General features: G+C 66.6%; 24 protein-coding genes. 13 read left to right on the forward strand and 11 right to left on the reverse strand.

Translation table 11 applies throughout. The features are described 5' to 3' along the window. Positions 1–31: 31 nt before the first annotated feature. The 3 genes from PYV55_RS04140 to PYV55_RS04150 all read right to left on the reverse strand — a co-directional run bounded on the left by PYV55_RS04140 (position 32) and on the right by PYV55_RS04150 (position 2,322). The gene (locus PYV55_RS04140; RefSeq protein WP_275849442.1) at positions 32–802 is read right to left on the reverse strand and encodes a crotonase/enoyl-CoA hydratase family protein; all 771 of its coding nucleotides are present in this window, start codon (positions 800–802) and stop codon (positions 32–34) included. 87 nt (positions 803–889) lie between these two features. Continuing rightward, complete coding sequence (locus tag PYV55_RS04145; protein WP_275849443.1) at positions 890–1,726, reverse strand: SAM-dependent methyltransferase; 837 nt, start codon at positions 1,724–1,726, stop codon at positions 890–892. Further along, on the reverse strand, positions 1,723–2,322 hold the full coding sequence (locus PYV55_RS04150; RefSeq protein WP_275849444.1) for a Maf family nucleotide pyrophosphatase: 600 nt from the start codon (positions 2,320–2,322) through the stop codon (positions 1,723–1,725). The genes PYV55_RS04145 and PYV55_RS04150 overlap by 4 nt, the downstream gene beginning before the upstream one ends. Positions 2,323–2,361: 39 nt before the next feature. Here PYV55_RS04150 and PYV55_RS04155 point away from each other — a divergent pair, with 39 nt between their 5' ends. From PYV55_RS04155 to PYV55_RS04210, 12 genes are all read left to right on the forward strand, one after another. Then, positions 2,362–2,937 carry a YceD family protein gene (locus PYV55_RS04155; protein ID WP_275849445.1) on the forward strand — a complete coding sequence of 192 codons (576 nt, stop codon included), beginning with the start codon at positions 2,362–2,364 and terminating at the stop codon, positions 2,935–2,937. A gap of 240 nt (positions 2,938–3,177) precedes the next feature. Next, the gene (gene rpmF / locus PYV55_RS04160) at positions 3,178–3,360 is read left to right on the forward strand and encodes a 50S ribosomal protein L32 (protein ID WP_114482959.1); all 183 of its coding nucleotides are present in this window, start codon (positions 3,178–3,180) and stop codon (positions 3,358–3,360) included. 102 nt (positions 3,361–3,462) lie between these two features. Beyond that, positions 3,463–4,512 carry a phosphate acyltransferase PlsX gene (plsX, locus tag PYV55_RS04165; RefSeq protein WP_275849446.1) on the forward strand — a complete coding sequence of 350 codons (1,050 nt, stop codon included), beginning with the start codon at positions 3,463–3,465 and terminating at the stop codon, positions 4,510–4,512. Beyond that, the gene (locus tag PYV55_RS04170; protein WP_275849447.1) at positions 4,509–5,486 is read left to right on the forward strand and encodes a beta-ketoacyl-ACP synthase III; all 978 of its coding nucleotides are present in this window, start codon (positions 4,509–4,511) and stop codon (positions 5,484–5,486) included. The genes plsX and PYV55_RS04170 overlap by 4 nt, the downstream gene beginning before the upstream one ends. Before the next feature lie 54 nt (positions 5,487–5,540). After that, complete coding sequence (gene fabD, locus PYV55_RS04175; RefSeq protein ID WP_275849448.1) at positions 5,541–6,491, forward strand: ACP S-malonyltransferase; 951 nt, start codon at positions 5,541–5,543, stop codon at positions 6,489–6,491. Continuing rightward, complete coding sequence (fabG, locus tag PYV55_RS04180) at positions 6,488–7,240, forward strand: 3-oxoacyl-ACP reductase FabG (RefSeq protein ID WP_275849449.1); 753 nt, start codon at positions 6,488–6,490, stop codon at positions 7,238–7,240. Before fabD ends, fabG begins: the two co-directional genes overlap by 4 nt. 138 nt (positions 7,241–7,378) lie before the next feature. After that, on the forward strand, positions 7,379–7,618 hold the full coding sequence (gene acpP, locus PYV55_RS04185) for an acyl carrier protein (protein WP_144728968.1): 240 nt from the start codon (positions 7,379–7,381) through the stop codon (positions 7,616–7,618). Positions 7,619–7,771: 153 nt separating this feature from the next. Continuing rightward, complete coding sequence (fabF, locus tag PYV55_RS04190) at positions 7,772–9,016, forward strand: beta-ketoacyl-ACP synthase II (protein ID WP_275849450.1); 1,245 nt, start codon at positions 7,772–7,774, stop codon at positions 9,014–9,016. Positions 9,017–9,068: 52 nt separating this feature from the next. Then, positions 9,069–9,596 carry a hypothetical protein gene (locus PYV55_RS04195; protein WP_275849451.1) on the forward strand — a complete coding sequence of 176 codons (528 nt, stop codon included), beginning with the start codon at positions 9,069–9,071 and terminating at the stop codon, positions 9,594–9,596. Then, on the forward strand, positions 9,593–10,228 hold the full coding sequence (gene rpoE, locus PYV55_RS04200; RefSeq protein WP_275849452.1) for an RNA polymerase sigma factor RpoE: 636 nt from the start codon (positions 9,593–9,595) through the stop codon (positions 10,226–10,228). Before PYV55_RS04195 ends, rpoE begins: the two co-directional genes overlap by 4 nt. Before the next feature lie 68 nt (positions 10,229–10,296). After that, on the forward strand, positions 10,297–10,893 hold the full coding sequence (locus PYV55_RS04205; protein ID WP_275849453.1) for a sigma-E factor negative regulatory protein: 597 nt from the start codon (positions 10,297–10,299) through the stop codon (positions 10,891–10,893). 190 nt (positions 10,894–11,083) lie between these two features. Further along, complete coding sequence (locus PYV55_RS04210; RefSeq protein ID WP_275849454.1) at positions 11,084–11,380, forward strand: hypothetical protein; 297 nt, start codon at positions 11,084–11,086, stop codon at positions 11,378–11,380. A gap of 256 nt (positions 11,381–11,636) precedes the next feature. Here PYV55_RS04210 and PYV55_RS04215 read toward each other — a convergent pair whose 3' ends face one another. The 6 genes from PYV55_RS04215 to PYV55_RS04240 form a co-directional block, all read right to left on the reverse strand. Next, entirely contained in the window at positions 11,637–12,566 is a 930-nt protein-coding gene (locus tag PYV55_RS04215; RefSeq protein ID WP_275849455.1) for a 2-dehydropantoate 2-reductase, read from the reverse strand. A gap of 54 nt (positions 12,567–12,620) precedes the next feature. Beyond that, positions 12,621–13,046, reverse strand: coding sequence for a DUF6691 family protein (locus PYV55_RS04220; protein ID WP_275849456.1), 426 nt, complete (start codon positions 13,044–13,046; stop codon positions 12,621–12,623). Beyond that, positions 13,043–13,516 carry a YeeE/YedE family protein gene (locus PYV55_RS04225; protein WP_275849457.1) on the reverse strand — a complete coding sequence of 158 codons (474 nt, stop codon included), beginning with the start codon at positions 13,514–13,516 and terminating at the stop codon, positions 13,043–13,045. The genes PYV55_RS04220 and PYV55_RS04225 overlap by 4 nt, the downstream gene beginning before the upstream one ends. A gap of 76 nt (positions 13,517–13,592) precedes the next feature. Then, positions 13,593–14,609, reverse strand: a complete 1,017-nt coding sequence (gene dusA, locus PYV55_RS04230; protein ID WP_275849868.1) for a tRNA dihydrouridine(20/20a) synthase DusA — start codon at positions 14,607–14,609, stop codon at positions 13,593–13,595. A 51-nt stretch (positions 14,610–14,660) separates the two neighbouring features. Continuing rightward, positions 14,661–15,578, reverse strand: coding sequence for an SPFH domain-containing protein (locus PYV55_RS04235; RefSeq protein WP_275849458.1), 918 nt, complete (start codon positions 15,576–15,578; stop codon positions 14,661–14,663). Between the two features lie 59 nt (positions 15,579–15,637). Further along, positions 15,638–16,099, reverse strand: coding sequence for an NfeD family protein (locus tag PYV55_RS04240; protein WP_275849459.1), 462 nt, complete (start codon positions 16,097–16,099; stop codon positions 15,638–15,640). 176 nt (positions 16,100–16,275) lie between these two features. On the opposite strand from PYV55_RS04240, the gene PYV55_RS04245 reads away from it, so the two are divergent. Further along, positions 16,276–18,645 carry an arginine/lysine/ornithine decarboxylase gene (locus PYV55_RS04245; RefSeq protein ID WP_275849460.1) on the forward strand — a complete coding sequence of 790 codons (2,370 nt, stop codon included), beginning with the start codon at positions 16,276–16,278 and terminating at the stop codon, positions 18,643–18,645. 3 nt (positions 18,646–18,648) lie between these two features. Here the strand turns inward: PYV55_RS04245 and PYV55_RS04250 are convergent, their stop codons facing one another. Both PYV55_RS04250 and PYV55_RS04255 read right to left on the reverse strand, forming a co-directional pair. After that, the gene (locus tag PYV55_RS04250) at positions 18,649–19,362 is read right to left on the reverse strand and encodes an ankyrin repeat domain-containing protein (RefSeq protein WP_275849461.1); all 714 of its coding nucleotides are present in this window, start codon (positions 19,360–19,362) and stop codon (positions 18,649–18,651) included. Positions 19,363–19,373: 11 nt separating this feature from the next. Then, the gene (locus tag PYV55_RS04255) at positions 19,374–20,192 is read right to left on the reverse strand and encodes a TatD family hydrolase (protein WP_275849462.1); all 819 of its coding nucleotides are present in this window, start codon (positions 20,190–20,192) and stop codon (positions 19,374–19,376) included. Positions 20,193–20,275: the final 83 nt, after the last annotated feature.

The raw sequence follows: 20,275 nt of genomic DNA on the forward strand, positions 1-20,275 counted from the left end.
AGGTTCCCGCGTCGAAAAAAGCCCGACGACTTCAAAATCTGCCGTGGCGGCCAGAGCCCGCAGCAAAACGCGCAGCGCCGGCCACGCCTTCGGCCAAAACCACGGGCGCACCGCGCACGCCCTCGGCGCGCAGCGCCTCCTCAAGCGGCAGGCTCCACTGCGCATACGCAGAGGCGCGATCGATCAGCATGCACTGCTGCGGAAACGCGGCGATCTGCCGCGCGAGCTCCTGCGCCGCGGCCAGTGCCCCGCCCACGGGTGTGACGCGGTTGACCAGCCCCATCGCCAGGGCCTCTTGCGCCGACACGGCGCGCCCCGTGAGGATCAGGTCGAGCGCGCGCCCCATGCCCACGATGCGCGGCAGGCGCACCGTGCCGCCGTCGATCAGCGGCACGCCCCAGCGCCGGCAGAACACGCCCAGCGTCGCGTCCTCGTCGGCCACGCGGAGGTCGGCCAGCAGCGCGAGTTCGAGCCCGCCAGCCACTGCGTAGCCGTTGATCGCCGCGATCAGCGGTTTGCGCAACGCCATGCGCGACGGCCCCATGGGCCCGCTGCCGCTGCCGTCGGGCGTGACCTCGTTGCGCAGCTGCGCGTCGCCCATCGCGGCCAGATCGGCGCCGGCGCAAAAATGCCCGCCTGCTCCATGCAGCACGGCCACGCGCAAGTCGTCGTCTGCCTCGAAACGCTCGCACGCCGCGCGCAAGGCCTGCGCCATCGGTCGGTGCACGGCGTTGCGTTTGTCGGGGCGATGCAGCGTGATCGTGGCGATCGGTGCGGCGGCTTCGAAGAGGACGTCGGGCATGGGAATTTCCTCGTGAAGGGATGAAGGAGTCGGGTGTGGTAAAGCGTAGCAAAAGGGGCGTTGCAGCGCGCACGCACGCTTGCGAGCTCAGGCGCCGATGCCAAAAACCGTGGGGGTGCGCGGCTCGGGTGGGCTCGGGTCGCGGCGCCACTCGGCCACGGTTTTGCAGGCGATGCGCGCCTCGGGCAGTGTCAGCCCGCTTGCGAGCGCCACGCGCGTGCGCGGCTGCAGGGTTTGCAAGAGCGCCTGCCAGAGCGCGGCGTTGCGGTACGGCGTTTCGATGAAAAGCTGGGTCTGCCCGCTTTGCAAGGCCGTGGCTTCGAGGGCGCGGATGCGCTGGGCGCGCGCGCTCGCGTCCTGCGGCAGGTAGCCCGTGAAGGCGAAGTTCTGCCCGTTCAGGCCGCTGGCCGCGAGCGCGAGCAGGAGCGAGACGGGGCCCACCAGCGGGCACACCGGCACGCCCAGCGCATGCGCGGCGCGCACCACCGAACTGCCGGGGTCGGCCACGGCGGGCATGCCGGCTTCGCTGACCAGGCCCATGTCGTGCCCGGCGAGGGCAGGCGCGAGCAGCGCGCGCGCATCGAAGGCGGCCATGCCCTGGGCGCCGTGGTCGCCTTTTTTGTGCACGGCGCGCGGCAGCTCGGTGATGTGCTGCTGCTGCAGCGGCGCCGCCAAGGGGTGGAGCGCAGCGACGCGCGCAAGGTAGGCGCGCGTGCTCTTGGCGTTTTCGCACACCCAGTGCGTGAGGCGCGCGGCCACCTGCAGCGTGCCTGCGGGCAGCACGCTGTCGAGCGGCACCTGGCGCGCGCAGCCGAAGTCGAGCGGCGCGGGCACGAGGTACAGCGTGCCCGACGCTGCGCGCGCAAAAGCTGGAGAGCCGGCAGGGGTGCCAGAGGTGGGCGCGCGGCTGCTGGGGGCGCTCATGGCAGCGTGAGCCCGGCGGCGCGCAGCAGGCGGCAGGTGTGGATCAGCGGCAGGCCCACGAGCGCCGTGGGGTCGTCGCTCACGATGGCGTCGAGCAGCGCGATGCCCAGGCCTTCGCTCTTGGCGCTGCCCGCACAGTCGTAGGGCTGCTCGGCGCGCAGGTAGCGCTCGATTTCATCGTCCGAAAGCATGCGAAAGCGCACCTCCACGGTCGCGAGTTCGGTCTGCGCAAAGCCCGTCGCGGCGCAGACCACGGCCACGGCGGTCTGGAACAGCACCGTGCGCCCGCGCATCTGGCGCAGCTGCGCCACGGCGCGCTCGTGCGTGCCGGGCTTGCCCAGCGGCTGCCCGGCCAGGTCGGCGACCTGGTCCGAGCCTATGACCAGCGCCTGCGGGTGTTGTGCGGCCACGGCCTGCGCCTTGGCGAGTGCCAGGCGCAGCGCCAGCGCGCGCGGCGCCTCATCAGGCAGCGGCGTTTCATCGACTTCGGGGGCGGATACGGTGAAGGGCACGCGCAGCCGCGCGAGCAATTCGCGCCGGTAGCGCGAGGTGGAGCCCAAAACCAATGGGCGTTCTGTGGCAAGGGGGATGGGCATGGGGCGCGATTCTCTTACACTGCCGCGATGGAAAAGCCAATGCGCAAGCCAATGGACAAGGAAGCCGGCAAGGCGTTCTCTGCCGATCACCTGGACGTATGGGCCTTTGCACAGGCCGGCGGGCAACTTGCGGGGCGCGATCAACTCCTGAAATATGAGCGACTCGTGCTGGATACGCAAGCGCCACGTGCCGATTTGTTCGTGGACTGGCAGGCCGAAGGCAGCGTGCGCAAGGCGCCGGGCGGTGTGGCGCAGGTCTGGCTGCAGCTGCGCGTGCACGCCACGGTGCCCCTGCAGTGCCAGCGCTGCCTCGCGCCCGTCGATGTGCCGCTGGTCGTGGAGCGCGCATTTCGCTTCGTCGCCGACGAGGCCACGGCCGACGCGCTCGACGAGGGCTGCGAGGAAGACCTGCTGGTGCTGAGTCACCGTTTCGACCTGCGTGCCCTGATCGAGGACGAGCTGATCCTCGCGCTGCCGCTTGTGCCGCTGCACGATCACTGCCCGGAGGTCGTGCCCATGGTCAGCACCGACCCGGACTTCGACGCCGCGGGTGCCGACAAGCCCCATCCTTTTGCCGCGCTGGCGGGTTTGCGCAAAGACCACGGCGAAAAGTGACGGAAAATGCAAAAGTGATGAAAAACAAAGCTGCGCGGCTATAATGGCGGGCTTCGCGCGAATTGCCCTTGGCTTTTGACCATGGAATGCAAGCGGACGAGGTCGCTGGCGCTTGTGCGCAGTGGCCTTGAAACTGTGGATTTCGCGCGCTTTGCGGATGTCCGGCTGCATCAGGAACCCGATGAGGAACAGATCGGCTGACCGCATTTTTACCAACCCTGTTCCAGATCAGGAGCCATCATGGCCGTTCAGCAAAACAAAAAGTCCCCTTCCAAGCGTGGCATGCACCGCTCGCACAACGCCCTGAGCGTGCCGGGCATCGCCGTTGAGCCCACCACGGGCGAGACCCATCTGCGCCACCACATCAGCCCCAACGGTTTCTACCGTGGGCGTCAGGTGCTCAAGAACAAGTCCGAACTCTGATTTCCGTTTTCGGCGCAAGGCCCGTTGCTACTTTTGACGTAGCGCGGGCTTTTTTGTGAACCTTTCCTTTTCTGGCCTGTGCGAGGGTTGGAGTGGGCCTTCATGATCACACTGGCTGTTGACTGCATGGGCGGCGACCATGGTCCGCCCGTCACGCTTGCGGCGTGCCGGAAGTTTCTCGAGCGCCATGCGGACGCGCGCCTGTTGCTGGTGGGTCTGCCCGACAGCTTGCGCGCGTTCGCGCACGAGCGTGCCGAGGTGGTTCCCGCGACCGAGGTCGTCACCATGGACGACCCCATCGAAGTCGCGCTGCGCAAAAAAAAGGATTCGTCCATGCGCGTGGCCATCCAGCAGGTCAAGGACGGCGCGGCCGCGGCGGCTGTTTCGGCGGGCAATACGGGCGCGCTGATGGCGATCGCGCGCTACCTGCTCAAGACGCTCGAAGGCATAGACCGGCCCGCCATCGCGACGCAATTGCCCAATGCCAAAGGCGCTGCAACCACGGTGCTGGACTTGGGTGCGAACGTCGATTGCACGGCCGAGCATTTGTTGCAGTTCGCCGTGATGGGTTCGGCCCTGGTGTCGGTGTTGCAGGGCGGCGAGCCCACGGTGGGCTTGCTCAACATCGGCGAAGAAGCCATCAAAGGTGGCGATACGATCAAAAAAGCCGGTGAACTTCTGCGATCTGCGGCCAATTCGGGTGATCTGCGCTTTCAGGGCAACGTCGAGGGCAATGACATTTTCAAGGGCACGGTCGATATCGTCGTGTGTGACGGTTTCGTGGGCAATGTCGCGCTCAAGGCCAGCGAAGGCGTGGCGGCAATGATCGTCAATGGCCTCAAACAAGAGTTTGCACGCAACATCTTCACCAAAATTGCCGCGATCGTCGCCTATCCTGTTCTGAGGGCGCTCATGAAACGCATGGATTATCGGCGTTACAACGGCGCCGCGCTGCTCGGGCTGCGCGGGCTGGTGTTCAAGAGCCACGGCTCGGCCGACGCGCTGGCTTTCGAGCAGGCGCTCAACCGCGCGTATGATGCGGCCCGAAACAAACTGCTCGACCGCGTCCAGGCGCAGATCGCCCATGCAGCGCCCTTGTTGCTGCCCGTGGAGCCTCTGGCATCCGGCGCGGCGGCGATGACCCGATCATGACCCTGTATTCCCGCATCACTGGCACCGGCAGCTATTTGCCGCCGCGTCGTCTCACCAACGCCGATCTCGTGGCCGACCTGGCGCAGCGTGGCATCGAAAGCTCCGACGCATGGATCGTCGAGCGCACCGGCATCCGCGCGCGCCATTTCGCTGCGCCCGATGTCACGAGCAGCGAACTGGGCGTGGAGGCCGCGCGCCGCGCCTTGCAGGCCGCCGGCCTGCAGCCGCAGGACATAGACCTGATCATCGTCGCGACTTCGACGCCCGACATGGTCTTCCCGTCGACGGCCTGCATTTTGCAAAACAAGCTCGGCGCCAACGGTTGCCCGGCCTTCGACGTACAGGCCGTGTGCACGGGCTTCATCTACGCGCTCACCGTGGCCGACGCCATGATCCGCGCCGGCAGCACGCGGCGCGCTCTGGTGGTTGGTGCCGAGGTGTTCAGCCGCATCCTCGACTTCAACGACCGCGGCACCTGCGTGCTGTTTGGTGATGGCGCGGGCGCGGTGGTGCTCGAAGCCTCGGAAACGCCGGGCATCCTCGCGAGCGATTTGCACGCCGACGGCAAATACGTGGACATCCTCTGCGTGCCGGGGCATGTGTCGGGCGGGCAGGTGATCGGCGACCCGCTGCTCAAGATGGACGGGCAGGCGGTGTTCAAGCTCGCCGTGGGCCTGCTCGAAAAAGCCGCGCACGCCACGCTCGGCAAGGCCGGCCTGCACGAGGCCGACATCGACTGGATGATCCCGCACCAGGCCAACATCCGCATCATGCAGGCCACGGCCAGGAAGCTCAAGCTGCCTATGGACAAGGTGGTGGTCACGGTGGACCAGCATGGCAACACCTCTGCCGCCTCGATTCCGCTCGCGCTCGACCACAGCGTGCGCACGGGGCAGGTGCAAAAAGGCCAGACGCTGCTGCTCGAAGGGGTGGGCGGCGGCTTCACCTGGGGCGCGGTTCTCCTGAAGTTGTAGCTGCTTGCGCCTGATTCGTCTGCATAAAAGCCGTTTTTCACTCAAACTTTTGCCATGAAATCTTTTGCCTTCGTATTCCCCGGCCAGGGCTCGCAAGCCGTGGGCATGCTCGACGGCTGGGGTGATCATCCTGCCGTGGTGCAAACCCTGCAGGAGGCGAGCGCCGCGCTGGGCGAAGACATGGGCCGCCTGATCAAAGAAGGCCCCAAGGAAGCGCTCGCGCTCACGACCAACACGCAGCCCGTGATGCTCGTCGCGGGCGTCGCGGCCTGGCGTGTCTGGCGTGCCGAAGGCGGCGCACTGCCGGCGGCCGTGGCCGGACATTCGCTCGGTGAATACTCGGCGCTGGTCGCGGCGGGCGTGCTCACGCTCGCGCAGGCCGCGCCGCTCGTGCGCCTGCGCGCCGCCGCGATGCAGGAGGCCGTGCCCGTGGGCGCGGGCGCGATGGCTGCGATCCTCGGCCTGCCCGCCGACAAGGTGGTGGCAGGCAGCGCGCAGGCCGCGGCCACGTTCGACGCGGGCAGCACCGAAGTGGTCGAAGCGGTGAACTTCAACGACCCGATTCAAACCGTGATCGCCGGCACCAAGGCCGCGGTGGACAAGGCCTGCGAACTGCTCAAGGCCGCAGGCGCCAAGCGCGCGCTGCCGCTGCCCGTATCGGCGCCGTTCCATTCCAGTCTCATGAAGCCCGCCGCCGAAAAGCTGCGTGCTGCGCTGGCGCAGGTGCCGCTGGCCGCGCCGCAGATTCCTGTTGTGAACAACGTCGATGTGGCCGTGCAGCAAGACCCTGACGCGATCCGTGACGCGCTTTACCGCCAGGCTTTCCGCCCCGTGCGCTGGGTCGAGTGCGTGCAGACGCTCAAGGTGCGCGGCGTGACGCACGTCATCGAATGCGGCCCGGGCAAGGTGCTCGCGGGCCTGACCAAGCGCATAGACCCTGAATTGGTCGGCGCGGCTTTGTACGATCCGGCCACCTTGGCCGAAGTGCGGGAGTTGCTGGCATGACGACCCTTGAAACATCCCCCGCCGCGCAGGTGGCGCTGGTCACGGGCGCCTCGCGCGGCATAGGTGCGGCGATTGCGCTCGAACTTGCCGCGCGCGGCTATCAGGTGATAGGCACGGCCACGACCGACGAGGGCGCGGCGCGCATCGGCCAGGCGCTGTCGGCCTATGCGGACTGTCGTGGCGTGGCGTGCAACGTCAACGATGCCGCCGGCGTCGAGGCGCTCGTCGATGGCATCGTCAAGCAGCACGGCGGGCTGCACGTGCTCGTGAACAACGCCGGCATCACGCGCGACACCCTGGCCATGCGCATGAAGGACGAGGACTGGGACGCCGTCATGGACACCAACCTCAAGGCCGTGTTTCGTCTCGCCCGGGCCGCGATCCGCCCCATGATGAAGCAGCGCTTCGGGCGCATCATCAACATCACCAGCGTGGTTGGAGCCTCTGGCAACCCGGGCCAGGCCAATTACGCCGCCGCCAAGGCCGGCGTCGCAGGCATGACGCGCTCGCTCGCACGCGAGCTCGGCAGCCGCGGCATCACGGTGAACTGCGTCGCGCCGGGCTTCATCGAGACCGACATGACCGCGCACCTGCCCGAAGAGCAGCGCAAGGCGCTGCAGACGCAGATCGCCGTCGGGCACCTGGGCAAACCCGCCGACATCGCGCACGCCGTGGCCTACCTCGCGTCTGCGGGTGCGGGCTACGTGACGGGGCAGGAGCTGCACGTCAACGGCGGCATGTATATGTAAGCTTGGCATATGCAAGTCTGGCCAGGCGCCAGGGCAAGCCAACTTTCCGCCGCATCGTCCGTACGGCAGGCCGCGCGCAAACAGTGTGTTTCGTGCAGCTAGAATCGCGGATTCATTCACAACCCCCAGAGGGAAACCATGAGCGATATTGAAGCACGTGTCAAAAAGATCATTGCCGAACAACTCGGCGTCGAAGAGTCCCAGGTCACCAATGAAAAAGCCTTCGTGGCCGATCTCGGTGCCGATTCCCTGGACACCGTGGAACTGGTGATGGCCCTCGAAGACGAGTTCGGCATCGAAATCCCGGACGAAGACGCCGAGAAGATCACCACGGTGCAAAACGCCATCGATTACGCCGTCGCCCACCAAAAGGGCTGACATTCCTTTCATGATGGACGCAAATCGGGCGCCCGCAAGGCGTTCCTCCGTGGCAACATCGGCCTGCCCCCGTTTGCGCAAGCCCCATCGCCATGCGGCGACTTTCGGGCACTCCATCCCCGCCTTTGAGCGCTCCGCAGAAGGTTTTTTCGCATGAGCCGTCGTCGCGTCGTCGTGACCGGTCTGGGTTGCATCAGCCCCGTGGGCAACACGGTTGCTGAGGCCTGGGCCAACATTCTTGCCGGCCGCTCCGGCATCGGCCCCATCACCAAGTTCGATGCGTCGAATTTCTCGTGCAGGATTGCCGGGGAAGTCAAAGGCTTCGACGTCGAGTCCTACATGAGCGCCAAGGATGCGCGCAGCATGGACACCTTCATCCACTACGGCATCGCCGCTGCCGAGCAGGCCGTGCGCGACGCCGGCCTGCCCACGGGCGAGGCCCTCGATGAAGAAACCGCGGCGCGCATAGGCTGCGTGATGGGCTCAGGGATCGGCGGCCTGCCGATGATAGAAAACACCCACGCCGAGCTGGTGGCGCGCGGGCCGCGGCGCATCACGCCGTTTTTCGTGCCCGCGTCCATCATCAACATGGTGGCGGGGCATGTGTCCATGCGCTTTGGCTTCAAGGGGCCGAATCTTTCGGTGGTCACGGCCTGTACCACGGGCCTGCACTGCATTGGCGAGGCCGGGCGCATGATCGAATACGGCGATGCCGACGTGGTGATCGCGGGCGGTACCGAGGCCACGGTGTCGCCGCTCGGGGTGGGCGGCTTTGCCGCGATGCGCGCACTCTCCACGCGCAACGACGATCCGCAAACCGCCTCGCGCCCCTGGGACAAAGACCGCGACGGCTTCGTGCTCGGCGAGGGCGCGGGCGTCATGGTGCTCGAATCCTACGAGCATGCCAAGGCACGCGGCGCAAAAATCTATGCCGAGCTGACGGGCTTCGGCATGAGCGCCGACGCCGGCCACATCACGGCGCCGAGCATGGACGGCCCGCGCCGCGCCATGCTCAACGCGCTGCGCAATGCGGGCGTGGCGCCCGAGGCGATCGATTACCTCAACGCACACGGCACTTCGACACCGCTGGGCGACGTCAACGAAACCAAGGCGATCAAGGCCGCCCTGGGCGCGCATGCGCAGAACGTCGTGGTCAGTTCGACCAAGTCGATGACGGGGCATTTGCTTGGCGGTGCCGGCGGCGTGGAGAGCGTGTTCACGGTGCTCGCGCTGCACGAGCAAAAAATCCCGCCCACGATCAACCTGTTGGCGCAAGACCCCGAGTGCGACCTCGACTACTGCGCCAACGTCGCGCGCGACGCAAAAATCGAAGTCGCGATGAAAAACAATTTCGGCTTCGGCGGCACGAACGGCACCTTGATTTTCCAGCGCGTCTGAATTGCGCGCTGGTGTATCGTCGGATGCCAGGCCGCCTTTCCAGCATGGGCTGATGCGCTTGGCATCCCTGCAAACACCCCCTCCTGTGCATTACCCCGCTGGGCGCACGCGGCTGCTTGGGGCTGCTTTGCTGGCGCTCGCCGCGGCGGGTGCGGTGGTGCTTGCCTTGTGGGTGGCGCAAGGGGCAGGAACCTCACCCCGGCGCATCGCGATGGCCGCTGCGCTGTGTCTGGCATGCAACGGCTGCGCATGGCACTTTTGGCGCCGCCTGCCGCAAGGCGTGCTGCACTGGGATGGCCAGCGCTGGCACTTCGAAAATCGCAGCGAGGGCCGCGGGCCGGGCGGCCTGTCTGCCGAGGGCGTTCCTGAAGTGCTGCTGGACTTGCAAAACCATCTGGCGCTGCGCTGGCGCAGCGCGCAGGGGCACAGCAGATGGCTGTGGCTCACGCGCGTTACCGACGCGGCACGCTGGGCGGACTTGCGCCGCGCCGTGCATGCGCGCGTCCCGGATGTGGCAGCCGACGCAGCCAGCGCAGAAAATGCCCAGGCCGCATCCCCAGATGCGGCACGATCCGCATGAGCGCACCTCAGTCCTCCCCCCATCCTGCAGCGCTCGACAGCGACCTGCCGCTCGTCGAGCGCGCGCGCGCGGGCGACCAGCACGCGTTTGCGCTGCTCGTACACAAATACCAGCGGCGCATCGAGCGCCTGATCGCGCGCATGGTGCGCGACACCGACCTGGTGCAAGACATTGCGCAGGAGACGTTCCTGCGCGCCTACCGCGCCCTGCACCAGTTCCGCGGTGACGCGCAGTTCTACACCTGGCTGTACCGTATCGCGGTGAACACCGCGAAGAAGGCGTTGCTCGAATTGAAGCGCGACCCCGTGGTGTATGAGAACGCCATGTCTCCGGCTGCCGAGGAGGATGAAACTTTCCGCCCCGAGCAAGAACCAACGAGCACCGAGACCCCGGAAGCCGAACTCGCGGCGCGTGAGGTGGCCGTGGCCGTGCAGGCCGCCGTGGCCGCGCTGCCCGAAGACCTGCGCGAGGCCTTGCTGCTGCGCGAGATCGAGGGCCTGAGCTACGAGGAGATCGCCGCGGCCATGGGCACGCCCATAGGCACGGTGCGTTCGCGGATTTTCCGCGCGCGTGAGGCGGTGTCGGCGCGCGTACGCCCGCTGCTCGAAAACCAGTCGGGCAAGCGTTGGTGAGCGGTGGCCGGTGGTGCAGCGCAGAGGAACAAAAAGGTGCAGCTATGGCGGATGAATCGAACAATGCAGTGAGACAAGCGGAACTGCTCTCGGCCCTGGCCGACGGCGTACTGGCGGGCGAGGAACTGGCGCAGGCCCTGGACTTGGCCGCGCACACCGAGGCGCAGCAGACCTGGCAGGTTTATCAACTCGTGGGCGACGTGCTGCGCGCGCCCGAGCTTGCGGCGTATGGCCGCAATGCACTTGCCGAAAGGGTGTGCGCGCAACTTGCGCAGCAAGAGCTGCGATTGCAAACCGCGGCGGAGGAGATGGCAGAAATGCGGGCCGCCGCAGCACCGGCGCGCACTGAAGCCGCAAATGCAGCGCAGTTCCGCTGGAAGTGGGTGGTGGGCCTGGCATCCGTGGCCACGGTGGCCGTGGTCGGCTGGGGCGTGTTCGGCGCGGTGCACGAGGAAGGGGGCAGTGCCGTGCAACTGGCAGCCAGCCAGCCCGCGGCGCCGCTGGTGGCGGTGGCCGATCCCAACGGTGCACAGCAACCCATGCTGCGCGACCCGCGGCTCGACGAACTGCTCGCCGCGCACCAGCAGTACGGCTACACGCCGGCCTTGCAAATGCCGGCGGGCTTTTTGCGCAACGCGGCGTTCGAATCTGCGGGGCGGCGGTGAACCTTCACCGCTAGTGTAGTGTTCGACGCTATCTGCGACATAAAACCGCGTCTTTTCGGCCCGGGCCGCGTTGCAAATTCTCGCGATACCACCCAGTATCGCTGCGGTTTGCGCCTTGCCCAGACCAAAAATCCATCGGTTTTATTTGTCGCATCAAGCATCAAACACTACACTAGGAGCCTGTCGGACTTTGGGCGTCGAAAGCGAGAAGGTGCCCCAGCGAGACCAGTTTTTGCCGGATTCGCCGCCCCATAGCGGGACTATGGGACAAGAAGACGGTAAAAAATGGGCCGCTGCGGCGCATTCGCAGCCGACGACTCCAAAGCCCGACAGGCTCCTAGAGTCCGACGCGGATGTTTGGAGCTCGTTTGTGCCGGGACCGTCGAAAAATGGGCCGAGCGCAGTGAAGGCCCGTGTGGTATCCCTGCCCTTCTGTATGCGCCGAGGAGCGCAGCGCCCGGCGGATAAAGGGCGCGCGATTGTTTGAGCGAAGCGCAGCGCAGCGAGTTTCGCGCGACCCCGCCGGGAGCGAGCACCGCAGGTTGCCCTGACCGCCGTGAGGCGGGCAGGGACGCAGACAGTAGGGGCGCCTTCTTTTGCCTACTTTTCTTGGCGAGACAAGAAAAGTAGGTGCGCCGCCGGGCGCAACTCCCGGCATCCTCCCTGGGCCCCATCACCCGTCCTGAGAAATGGGAGCCAGAACCCAATTTTCTTGTTTTTGCGCCTCTTTTCGCTGCGCGCCTCTACCCGTTTTTCACCACACGCTTTTCGAGCAGGCGCACGAGCGTGTGCAGCAGCCGGTTCACGGGCGTGTCCACGCCCAGCGCGGCGCCGCGGCGCACGATGAAGCCGTTGAGGTGGTCGATCTCACTGCGCCGCCCGCGAGCGAGGTCTTGCGCCGTCGAAGAGGTCTGCGTGGGCATGCTCGCGGCGAGCTGGCGCACGCTGTCGTAGAGACTCTCGGGCAGCTCGACGCCGCTTGCGCGCGCCACGGCCAGGCATTCGCGCACGATGTCGTCCATGACCTGCGCGACGGGCAAGTTGGGGCTTTGCATGATCTCGCCGTAACTGAGCTGCGTGAGCGCCGACAAGGGGTTGTAGGCGCAGTTGAGCACCAGCTTGCTCCAGAGCGCGCGCGCCACGTCGTCGGACACCTGCGTGGGGATGCCCGCGGCTTGCATGGTGGCGGCGATCTTTGCGCTGGCAGGCGAGGGCGCGAGCACCAATTCGCCGCGGCCGCGGTGCAGCACATGACCGGGCCCGGCCATTTCGGCGGCGACATAGACCACGGCGGGCAGCACGAGGTGCTGCGGCAGCAGCGCCTGCAGGCGCTCGGCGTTGTCCACGCCGTTTTGCAGGCTCAGCACGATGGCGCCGGGGCCAAGGTGCGCAGCCATCGCGCGCGCGGCGCTTTCGGTGTCGGTCGATTTGACGCAAAAAAGCACCCATCGCGCGCCTTGCACGGCGCTCGGCTCGGTGCTCGCCGCCACCGCGACGCGCTCGGTGAACGACTGCGTCTGCAGCAGCAGACCCTGCGCTTGGATGGCCTGCACATGCGCGGGGCGGCCGATCAGCACCACTTCGTGCCTGGCGCGCGCGAGCATGCCGCCGTAGTAGCAGCCCACCGCGCCCGCGCCCATGACGGCGATTTTGGTGCGCCCAGTTTCAAGCATGAAAATGGCCTCTAAGGCAGGATAATCAATCGCTATAAGCTATTAAATATATAGCTATTGCCGCGCCCGCAGCCCTTGCACCAGCGCGCCGAAAGCGATGCCCGCGAGCGCCCACAGCAGGCTCCAGTTGCCCGCGCCCAGGCCCGCGATCGCCGGCCCAGGGCACACGCCGCAAAGCCCCCAGCCTATGCCAAACAGCGCCGCGCCCACGGCGGTGTCGCGGTTCCAGGCGCTCGGGTGCGTGTGAAACTGCCCGCCCAGCAGCGGGCGCGTGAGCAGGCGCGGCGCGAGTTTGTAAGCCAGCAGCGTCACGAGCACGCCACCGCCCATCACGAGCGCCAGGCCAAAGTCTTGCAGGCGCAGAAAACTCAGCACCACCTCGGGCCGGATCATGGTGGACAGCGCGAGGCCAAAGCCGAACAGCGCGCCCGCAAGCAGCGTGGCGAGCAGGCGTGCAGGGGTCTGGGAAGTGTCGCTCATGCCAGCCACCTCGCGACCAGGTTGGCGGTGACAAAAGCCGTGGCCATGAAGGTCAGCACGGCCAGTAGCGAAGGCCACTGCAGCGAGCCCAGCCCGCAGATGCCGTGGCCAGAGGTGCAGCCGTTGCCCAGCCGCGCACCATAGCCCACGAAAAAGCCGCCCACGAGCAGTTGCCAGACAGGCACGCTGGTGCTTTGCGCCGTACCGTGCGCAAAGCCCAGCCACCACACGCACGCGCCCAGGATCAGGCCCAGCGCATACACGAGCCGCCACGCGCGCGAGCTGGTGAAGCGCTCTTGTTGGAAGAACGGCCGCCGCAGCACGTACGACCAGCTTGAGGAAAACACCGTGCTCATGCCGCCGATCAGGCCTGTGCACACGAACAGCAGCGCCACGCCGGCGCCAATGCAAAGTCCGCCGAGCAGGTAGTGCTGCCAGCCGAGCGGGAAGAGGGTAAGGGTGGAGTTCATGGGGTGCGATTATGCGCAATGGACGTCGGAATGTGCAGCGCGCAGAGGTGTCCGCCCATGCCCGTTTTGTAGCGGCTCACAGAGCGATGGTTTCGGCGCGCCCGGCACGCGCGAGCGCCATCACTTCGGCTGCGGGCAGGTGCTTGAGGCGGTGGTCGCTCCAGACCTGGCGCCAGCGGCGTGCGCCGGGCAGACCGTGGCGCAGACCCAGCATGTGGCGGGCGATGGAGTACCACGGTGTGCCGTGCGCGGCGGCTTCGCGCTCCATGTAGCGCACCATGGCTTCTTCGACAGCCTCGTGCGTCAGCGTGGAGGGCGCGGCGCCGAAGTAGCGCGCGTCCCAGCTCGCGAGCCACCAGGGGTTGTGGTAGGCGGCGCGGCCCACCATGGCGCCGTCCAGTCCCGCATCGAGCTGCGCCTGCACGGCCGCGTCGGTGTCGAGGCCGCCGTTCACGACGATCGTGAGCGCGGGAAAGTCCGCCTTGAGAGCGCGCGCGACGTCGTAGCGCAGCGGCGGAATCTCGCGGTTTTCCTTGGGCGAGAGGCCCTCGAGCCAGGCGTTGCGTGCATGCACGATGAACACCCGGCAGCCGGCCTCGGCCACGGTGCCGACGAAGTCGCGCACGAAGGCGTAGCGCTCGTCGCGGCCTATGCCTATGCGGTGCTTGACGGTGATGGGCACCGACGCCGCGTCGGCCATGGCCTTGACGCAGTCGGCCACGAGCCGCGGCTCGTGCATCAGGCAGGCGCCGAACGCGCCGCGCTGTACGCGCTCGCTCGGGCAGCCGCAATTGAGGTTGACTTCGTCGTAGCCCCAGCGCTGCGCCAGGCGCGCGCACTGAGCGAGATCGGCGGGTTCGCTGCCGCCCAGCTGCAGCGCGATGGGGTGCTCCTCGGTAGAAAAAAGCAGATGCCGCGCCACGTCCCCGTGCAATAGCGCGCCCGTGGTCACCATTTCGGTGTAGAGCCGCGCGTGGCGGCTCAGCAGGCGGTGCAGGTAGCGGCAATGGCGGTCGGTCCAATCGAGCATGGGCGCGACGCTCAGGCGCCAGGGGCTGTAAGGCGTTGGCGGGGAAAGGGAAGTCGTTTGCAGCACAAAAGATCAAAAAGGAGCGATGGGGGAATGACCAAAAGCAGAGCGCGCTCAGCGCCCCGCGGCCGGCGTCTGCAGCATTTTCATGGCCGAGCCCAGCAGGGTGGCGACTTCGCTCATGTTGCTGGGCACGATCAGCGTGGTGTTCGCGTCGGCGGCGACCTTGCTGTAGGCATCCACGGCTTTTTCGGCGACCTTGAGCTGCACCGCCTGCTCGCCGCCGGGCTGGCGGATGGCCGCGGCCACGCGCGTCAGGGCCTCGGCGGTGGCTTCGGCCACGGCGAGGATGGACGCCGCCTCGCCCTGGGCCCGATTGATCGCGGCCTGTTTTTCGCCTTCGGAGCGCGCGATGAAGGCCTCGCGCTCGCCCGTGGCGAGGTTGATCTGCTCTTGCCGCTTGCCTTCGGAGGCCGCGATCAGCGCGCGCTTTTCGCGCTCGGCGGTAATCTGCGCCTGCATGGAGCGCAGGATTTCGGCGGGCGGCGTGAGGTCTTTGATCTCGTAGCGCAGCACCTTCACGCCCCAGTTGAGCGCGGCCTCGTCGATGGCGTTGACCACCTGGGCGTTGATCATCTCGCGCTCTTCGAAGGTTTTGTCGAGCTCGAGCCTGCCGATCACGCTGCGCAGCGTGGTCTGCGCGAGCTGCGTGATCGCGACCACGTAGTTCGAGGCGCCGTAGCTCGCGCGCATGGGGTCGGTGACCTGGAAGTAGAGGATGCCGTCGACCTTGAGCTGCGTGTTGTCCTTGGTGATGCAGACCTGTTCGGGCACGTCGAGCGGGATTTCCTTCAAGCTGTGCTTGTAGGCGATTTGGTCGATGAAGGGCACGATGAAGTTGAGCCCCGGCGCGAGCGTGCCAGCGTACTTGCCCAGGCGTTCCTTGACCCAGGCGTGCTGCTGCGGCACGACCTGTACCGAGCGCGCGATGAAGATGACGGCGATGATGAAGACGACGATGGCGATTTGCATGGCGGGCCTCGTGGCGGGGTGGTGAAGGAACAGATCGAAGGAGGGGGCTTGCAAGGCCGTCAGGCGGGATCAGCAGGGTCGGCAGGATGGGCTGCATCGAGGGGCTCTACCAGCAGCCGGCTGCCCACGAGCTCGGCCACGCGGTGCGCTCCGGGGCGCGGGGTGCTGCCTGGGCGGTGCAGGGCCGTCCAGAGCGTGCCGCGGTAGCGCACGGTGGCGGTGCCGTCGGGGTTCCATTGGCTGATGGTGACGATCTCGCCCACGTCGAGGTTCACGCTGCGGTCGGCGCGTGCCGAGGGCGCGCCCGCGGGCTTTTTGCGCGCGAGGTAGCAGGCCAGCACTGCGCCCATGCCCACCGCGGCGGCGCAGAGGGTTTGCGCCAGCGTGCCCAGGCCCGCGTGCGCCGCAAGCGCGCCCGCAGCCAGGCCCAGCGCCAGCATCAGCAGGTAAAAAGTGCCGGTGAGCAACTCGGCCAGCACGGCCACGCCGGCCATCAGCCACCAGAGGGTGGGGGTTTCCATGGGATGGGGTGTTCAGCAATGAAGGTGCCGCTATTGTGCGGGATGGGTTGCCCGTGGCGCGCAATGACGTAACGAGGGTTCACGAAGGGCGCACGACGCAGTCATGCAGATTCCGTACACTTCGCGCCTTTCTTCAGCTGCGGGCGTCGCGGCGGTGCAAGGTACGGAGGCTGTGCATGAAGTTTCGTTTTCCCATCGTCATCATCGACGAAGACTACCGTTCCGAAAACACCTCGGGGCTGGGCATTCGCGCGCTGGCGCAGGCCATAGAGGCCGAAGGCTTCGAGGTGCTGGGCGTGACCAGCTATGGCGACCTGTCGCAGTTTGCGCAGCAGCAAAGCCGCGCCAGCGCCTTCATCCTGTCGATCGACGATGAGGAGTTCACGCCCGGGCCGGATTTGGACCCTGCGGTGCTGAACCTGCGCAGTTTCATCGAGCAAGTGCGGCGCAAGAACGCCGACGTGCCCATCTATCTGCACGGCGAGACCAAGACCAGCCGCCACCTGCCCAACGACATCCTGCGCGAGCTGCACGGCTTCATACACATGTTCGAGGACACGCCCGAGTTCGTCGCCAAGCACATCGTGCGCGAGGCCAGGAGTTATCTCGAGGGCATTCAGCCGCCGTTTTTCAAGGCGCTGCTCGACTACGCCGAGGACGGTTCGTATTCGTGGCACTGCCCCGGGCATTCGGGCGGCGTGGCCTTCCTCAAAAGCCCTATCGGCCAGATGTACCACCAGTTCTACGGCGAAAACATGCTGCGCGCCGACGTGTGCAACGCGGTGGAGGAGCTGGGCCAGCTGCTCGATCACAACGGCGCCATCGGCGAGAGCGAGCGCAACGCGGCGCGCATCTTCAACGCCGACCACTGCTTTTTCGTGACCAACGGCACCAGCACCTCGAACAAGATCGTCTGGCACCACACGGTGGCGCCGGGCGACGTGGTGGTGGTCGATCGCAACTGCCACAAGTCGGTGCTGCACAGCATCATCATGACGGGCGCGATCCCCGTGTTCCTCAAGCCCACGCGCAACCACTTCGGCATCATCGGGCCGATCCCGCAAAGCGAATTCGAGCCCGCGACCATAGAGGCCAAGATGCGCGCGAACCCGCTGCTGCAAGGGGTGGACGTGAAAAAAGTGCGCCCGCGCGTGCTCACGCTCACGCAGTCCACCTACGACGGCGTGCTCTACAACACCGAAACCATCAAGTCCATGGTGGACGGCTACGTGGACAACCTGCACTTCGACGAGGCCTGGCTGCCGCACGCGGCCTTTCACCCGTTTTACGGCAGCTACCACGCCATGGGTAAAAAGCGCGCGCGCCCCAGGCATTCGGTGGTGTATTCGACGCAGTCGATCCACAAGCTGCTGGCCGGCATCAGCCAGGCGAGCCATGTGCTCGTGCAGGACTCGCAAACCATCCAGCTCGATCGGCACCTGTTCAACGAAGCCTACCTGATGCACACCAGCACCAGCCCGCAATACAGCATCATCGCGAGCTGCGACGTGGCCGCGGCGATGATGGAGCCGCCCGGCGGCACGGCGCTGGTCGAGGAGAGCATCCTCGAGGCGCTGGACTTTCGCCGCGCGATGCGCAAGGTCGAGGCCGAGTTCGGGGAGAACGACTGGTGGTTCAAGGTCTGGGGGCCGGAAATGCTCGTCGAAGAAGGCATAGGCCGCGCCGAGGACTGGATCTTTCGCCGCGATGGCCGCAGCGCTGGCGAGGGTGATGACGAATGGCATGGCTTCGGCGAACTGGCCGACGGCTTCAACATGCTCGATCCGATCAAGTCCACCATCGTCACGCCGGGCCTGAACCTGGACGGCAAGTTCGACCCCACGGGCATCCCCGCGTCCATCGTCACCAAATACCTGGCCGAGCATGGCGTGGTGGTCGAAAAAACCGGGCTCTACAGCTTTTTCATCATGTTCACCATCGGCATCACCAAGGGCCGCTGGAACACCTTGCTCACGGCGCTGCAGCAGTTCAAGGACGACTACGAGAAAAACCAGCCCATGTGGCGCATCCTGCCCGAGTTCTGCCAGCAGCACCGGCGCTACGAGCGCATGGGCCTGCGCGACTTGTGCCAGCACGTGCACGAGATGTACGCCAAATACGACATCGCACGCCTCACGACCGAGATGTACCTGTCGGACCTGCAGCCGGCCATGAACCCGGCCGATGCCTACGCGCATATCGCGCAGCGCAAGACCGAGCGCGTGGAGATCGACCACCTCGAAGGGCGCATCACCGTGGGCCTGCTCACGCCGTATCCGCCGGGCATTCCGCTGTTGATCCCGGGCGAGGTGTTCAACCGCAAGATCGTCGATTACCTCAAGTTTGCGCGCGAATTTGCCAAGTTGTGCCCTGGCTTCGAGACCGACATCCACGGCCTGGTCGAAGAGATCGACGCCCACGGCCACGTGCGCTTTTATGCCGACTGCGTGGCCCAGGGAAAGGCGCAGCGCCACCCCAAGCACCTCGCCACGGCCGACAACCTGGTGCAGCTGGGTGACGACGGGCCTTACGGCAGGATTCTTTGATCGTCACCAGCCCCGGCGCTCTGCCGCGGTCTGGCCGGGCGGGCGTGGACGCAGGGCGGCGGCTATCAGGGCCGCGGTGTGTTCGCGCTCGGCGCCGAGTGCGAAGTCGCGCGCCGTGAGACTCTGCTGGTTTTTCAGCGTGGGGTCTGCGCCCTCTTGCAGCAGCAGTTGCACGATCGCGTCGCTGCCGTAGCGTGCGGCCAGCATCAGCGGCGTGCTGCCGTTGGGCGAGGCGGCATCGATGTAGGCGGAGTGTTCGAGCAGCAGCGCGACGATCTGCGCGTGTTGCGGTGTGCCGCCCGAGACCGCGTAATGCAGCGGCGCCCAGCCGGGCTGGTTCACGTCGGCGCCGCGTGCGAGCAGGGCCTGCACGGCCGGCAAGTTGCCCTTGATGGCCGCGAGCATGAGCGGCGTTTCACCGCGCGCGTTGTGCGCATTCACGTCCACCTGGGGCGACTGCAGCAGCGCGAAAAAGACCCGGTCGGATTCGAGCTGCAGCGCCAGCAGCAGGCCCTTGTCGCCGTGCGCGTTGGGCGTGTTGGGGTCGAAGCCGCGGCGCAGCAAGTCGCTGATGGTGGTGGCGTTGTCGCGAATGATGGCCGTGAAGAAGTCATCGTACGAGCCAGCCTGCGCCCCTGTTTGCATCGAAAAAAATAGCGCCAACGGAACGACCAGAGCCGACAAACGGCGCAAAATGGTTTGTAAGCGGGCGTTCATGGCGGTGCGTCTCAAGCCGCGCCGGGGCGAAACAGCGTGTCGAAATTGCGGCCCGTGGCCTCGGCCACGGCTTCGATCGCCAGGCCCTTGACCTGCGCGATGGTTTGCGCCACCAGCGGCACGTAGGCCGGGGTGTTGGTCTTGCCGCGGTGCGGCGCGGGCGCGAGATAGGGGCTGTCGGTTTCGATCAGCATGCTCTCGAGCGGCACGTAGGCCACCACGTCGCGCAGGTCCTGCGCGTTCTTGAAGGTCACGATGCCCGAAAAAGACAGGTAGTAGCCCATATCGAGCACGGCGCGCGCCACCTGCAGCGACTCGGTGAAGCAGTGGAACACGCCGCCCGCGCCCGGGCCGGTGCTCTGGCTTGGGTTGCCTTCGCCTTCCTCGCGCAGGATGGCCAGGGTGTCGTCCGCGGCGCTGCGCGTGTGCACCACGAGCGGCTTGCCGCAGGCGCGCGCGGCGCGGATGTGGGTGCGAAAGCGCGCGCGCTGCCATTCCAGGTCGGCGATGCTGCGCCCGCCCTTGCGCTCTTGCATGCCGTAGTAGTCCAGCCCCGTCTCGCCAATCGCGAGCACGCGCGGCAGCGTGGCGCGCTGCTGCAAGTCCTGCTGCGAGGGCTCGTACACGCCCTCGTTGTCGGGGTGTACGCCCACGGTGCACCAGAAGTTGTCGTAGGCCAGGGCGAGTGCGTGCACCTCGGCGAATTCCTCGATGGTGGTGCATATGCACAGCGCGCGCGTGACCTGCGCGGCGGCCATGGCGGAGCGGATCGCGGGCAGCTGGCTTGCGAGTTCGGGGAAAGTGAGGTGGCAGTGGGAATCGGTGAACATGCAAAACGGCTGGCCGGTAAGGGCGCGGGGGAAAGAGCGGGCGAAAGGATAGGCAAAGAGGGCAGTGGCAGGCGCCGGCCGCA

Origin of the sequence: Extensimonas soli (assembly GCF_029211265.1) — a bacterium.
Classification (GTDB): Bacteria; Pseudomonadota; Gammaproteobacteria; order Burkholderiales; family Burkholderiaceae_C; genus Extensimonas; species Extensimonas soli.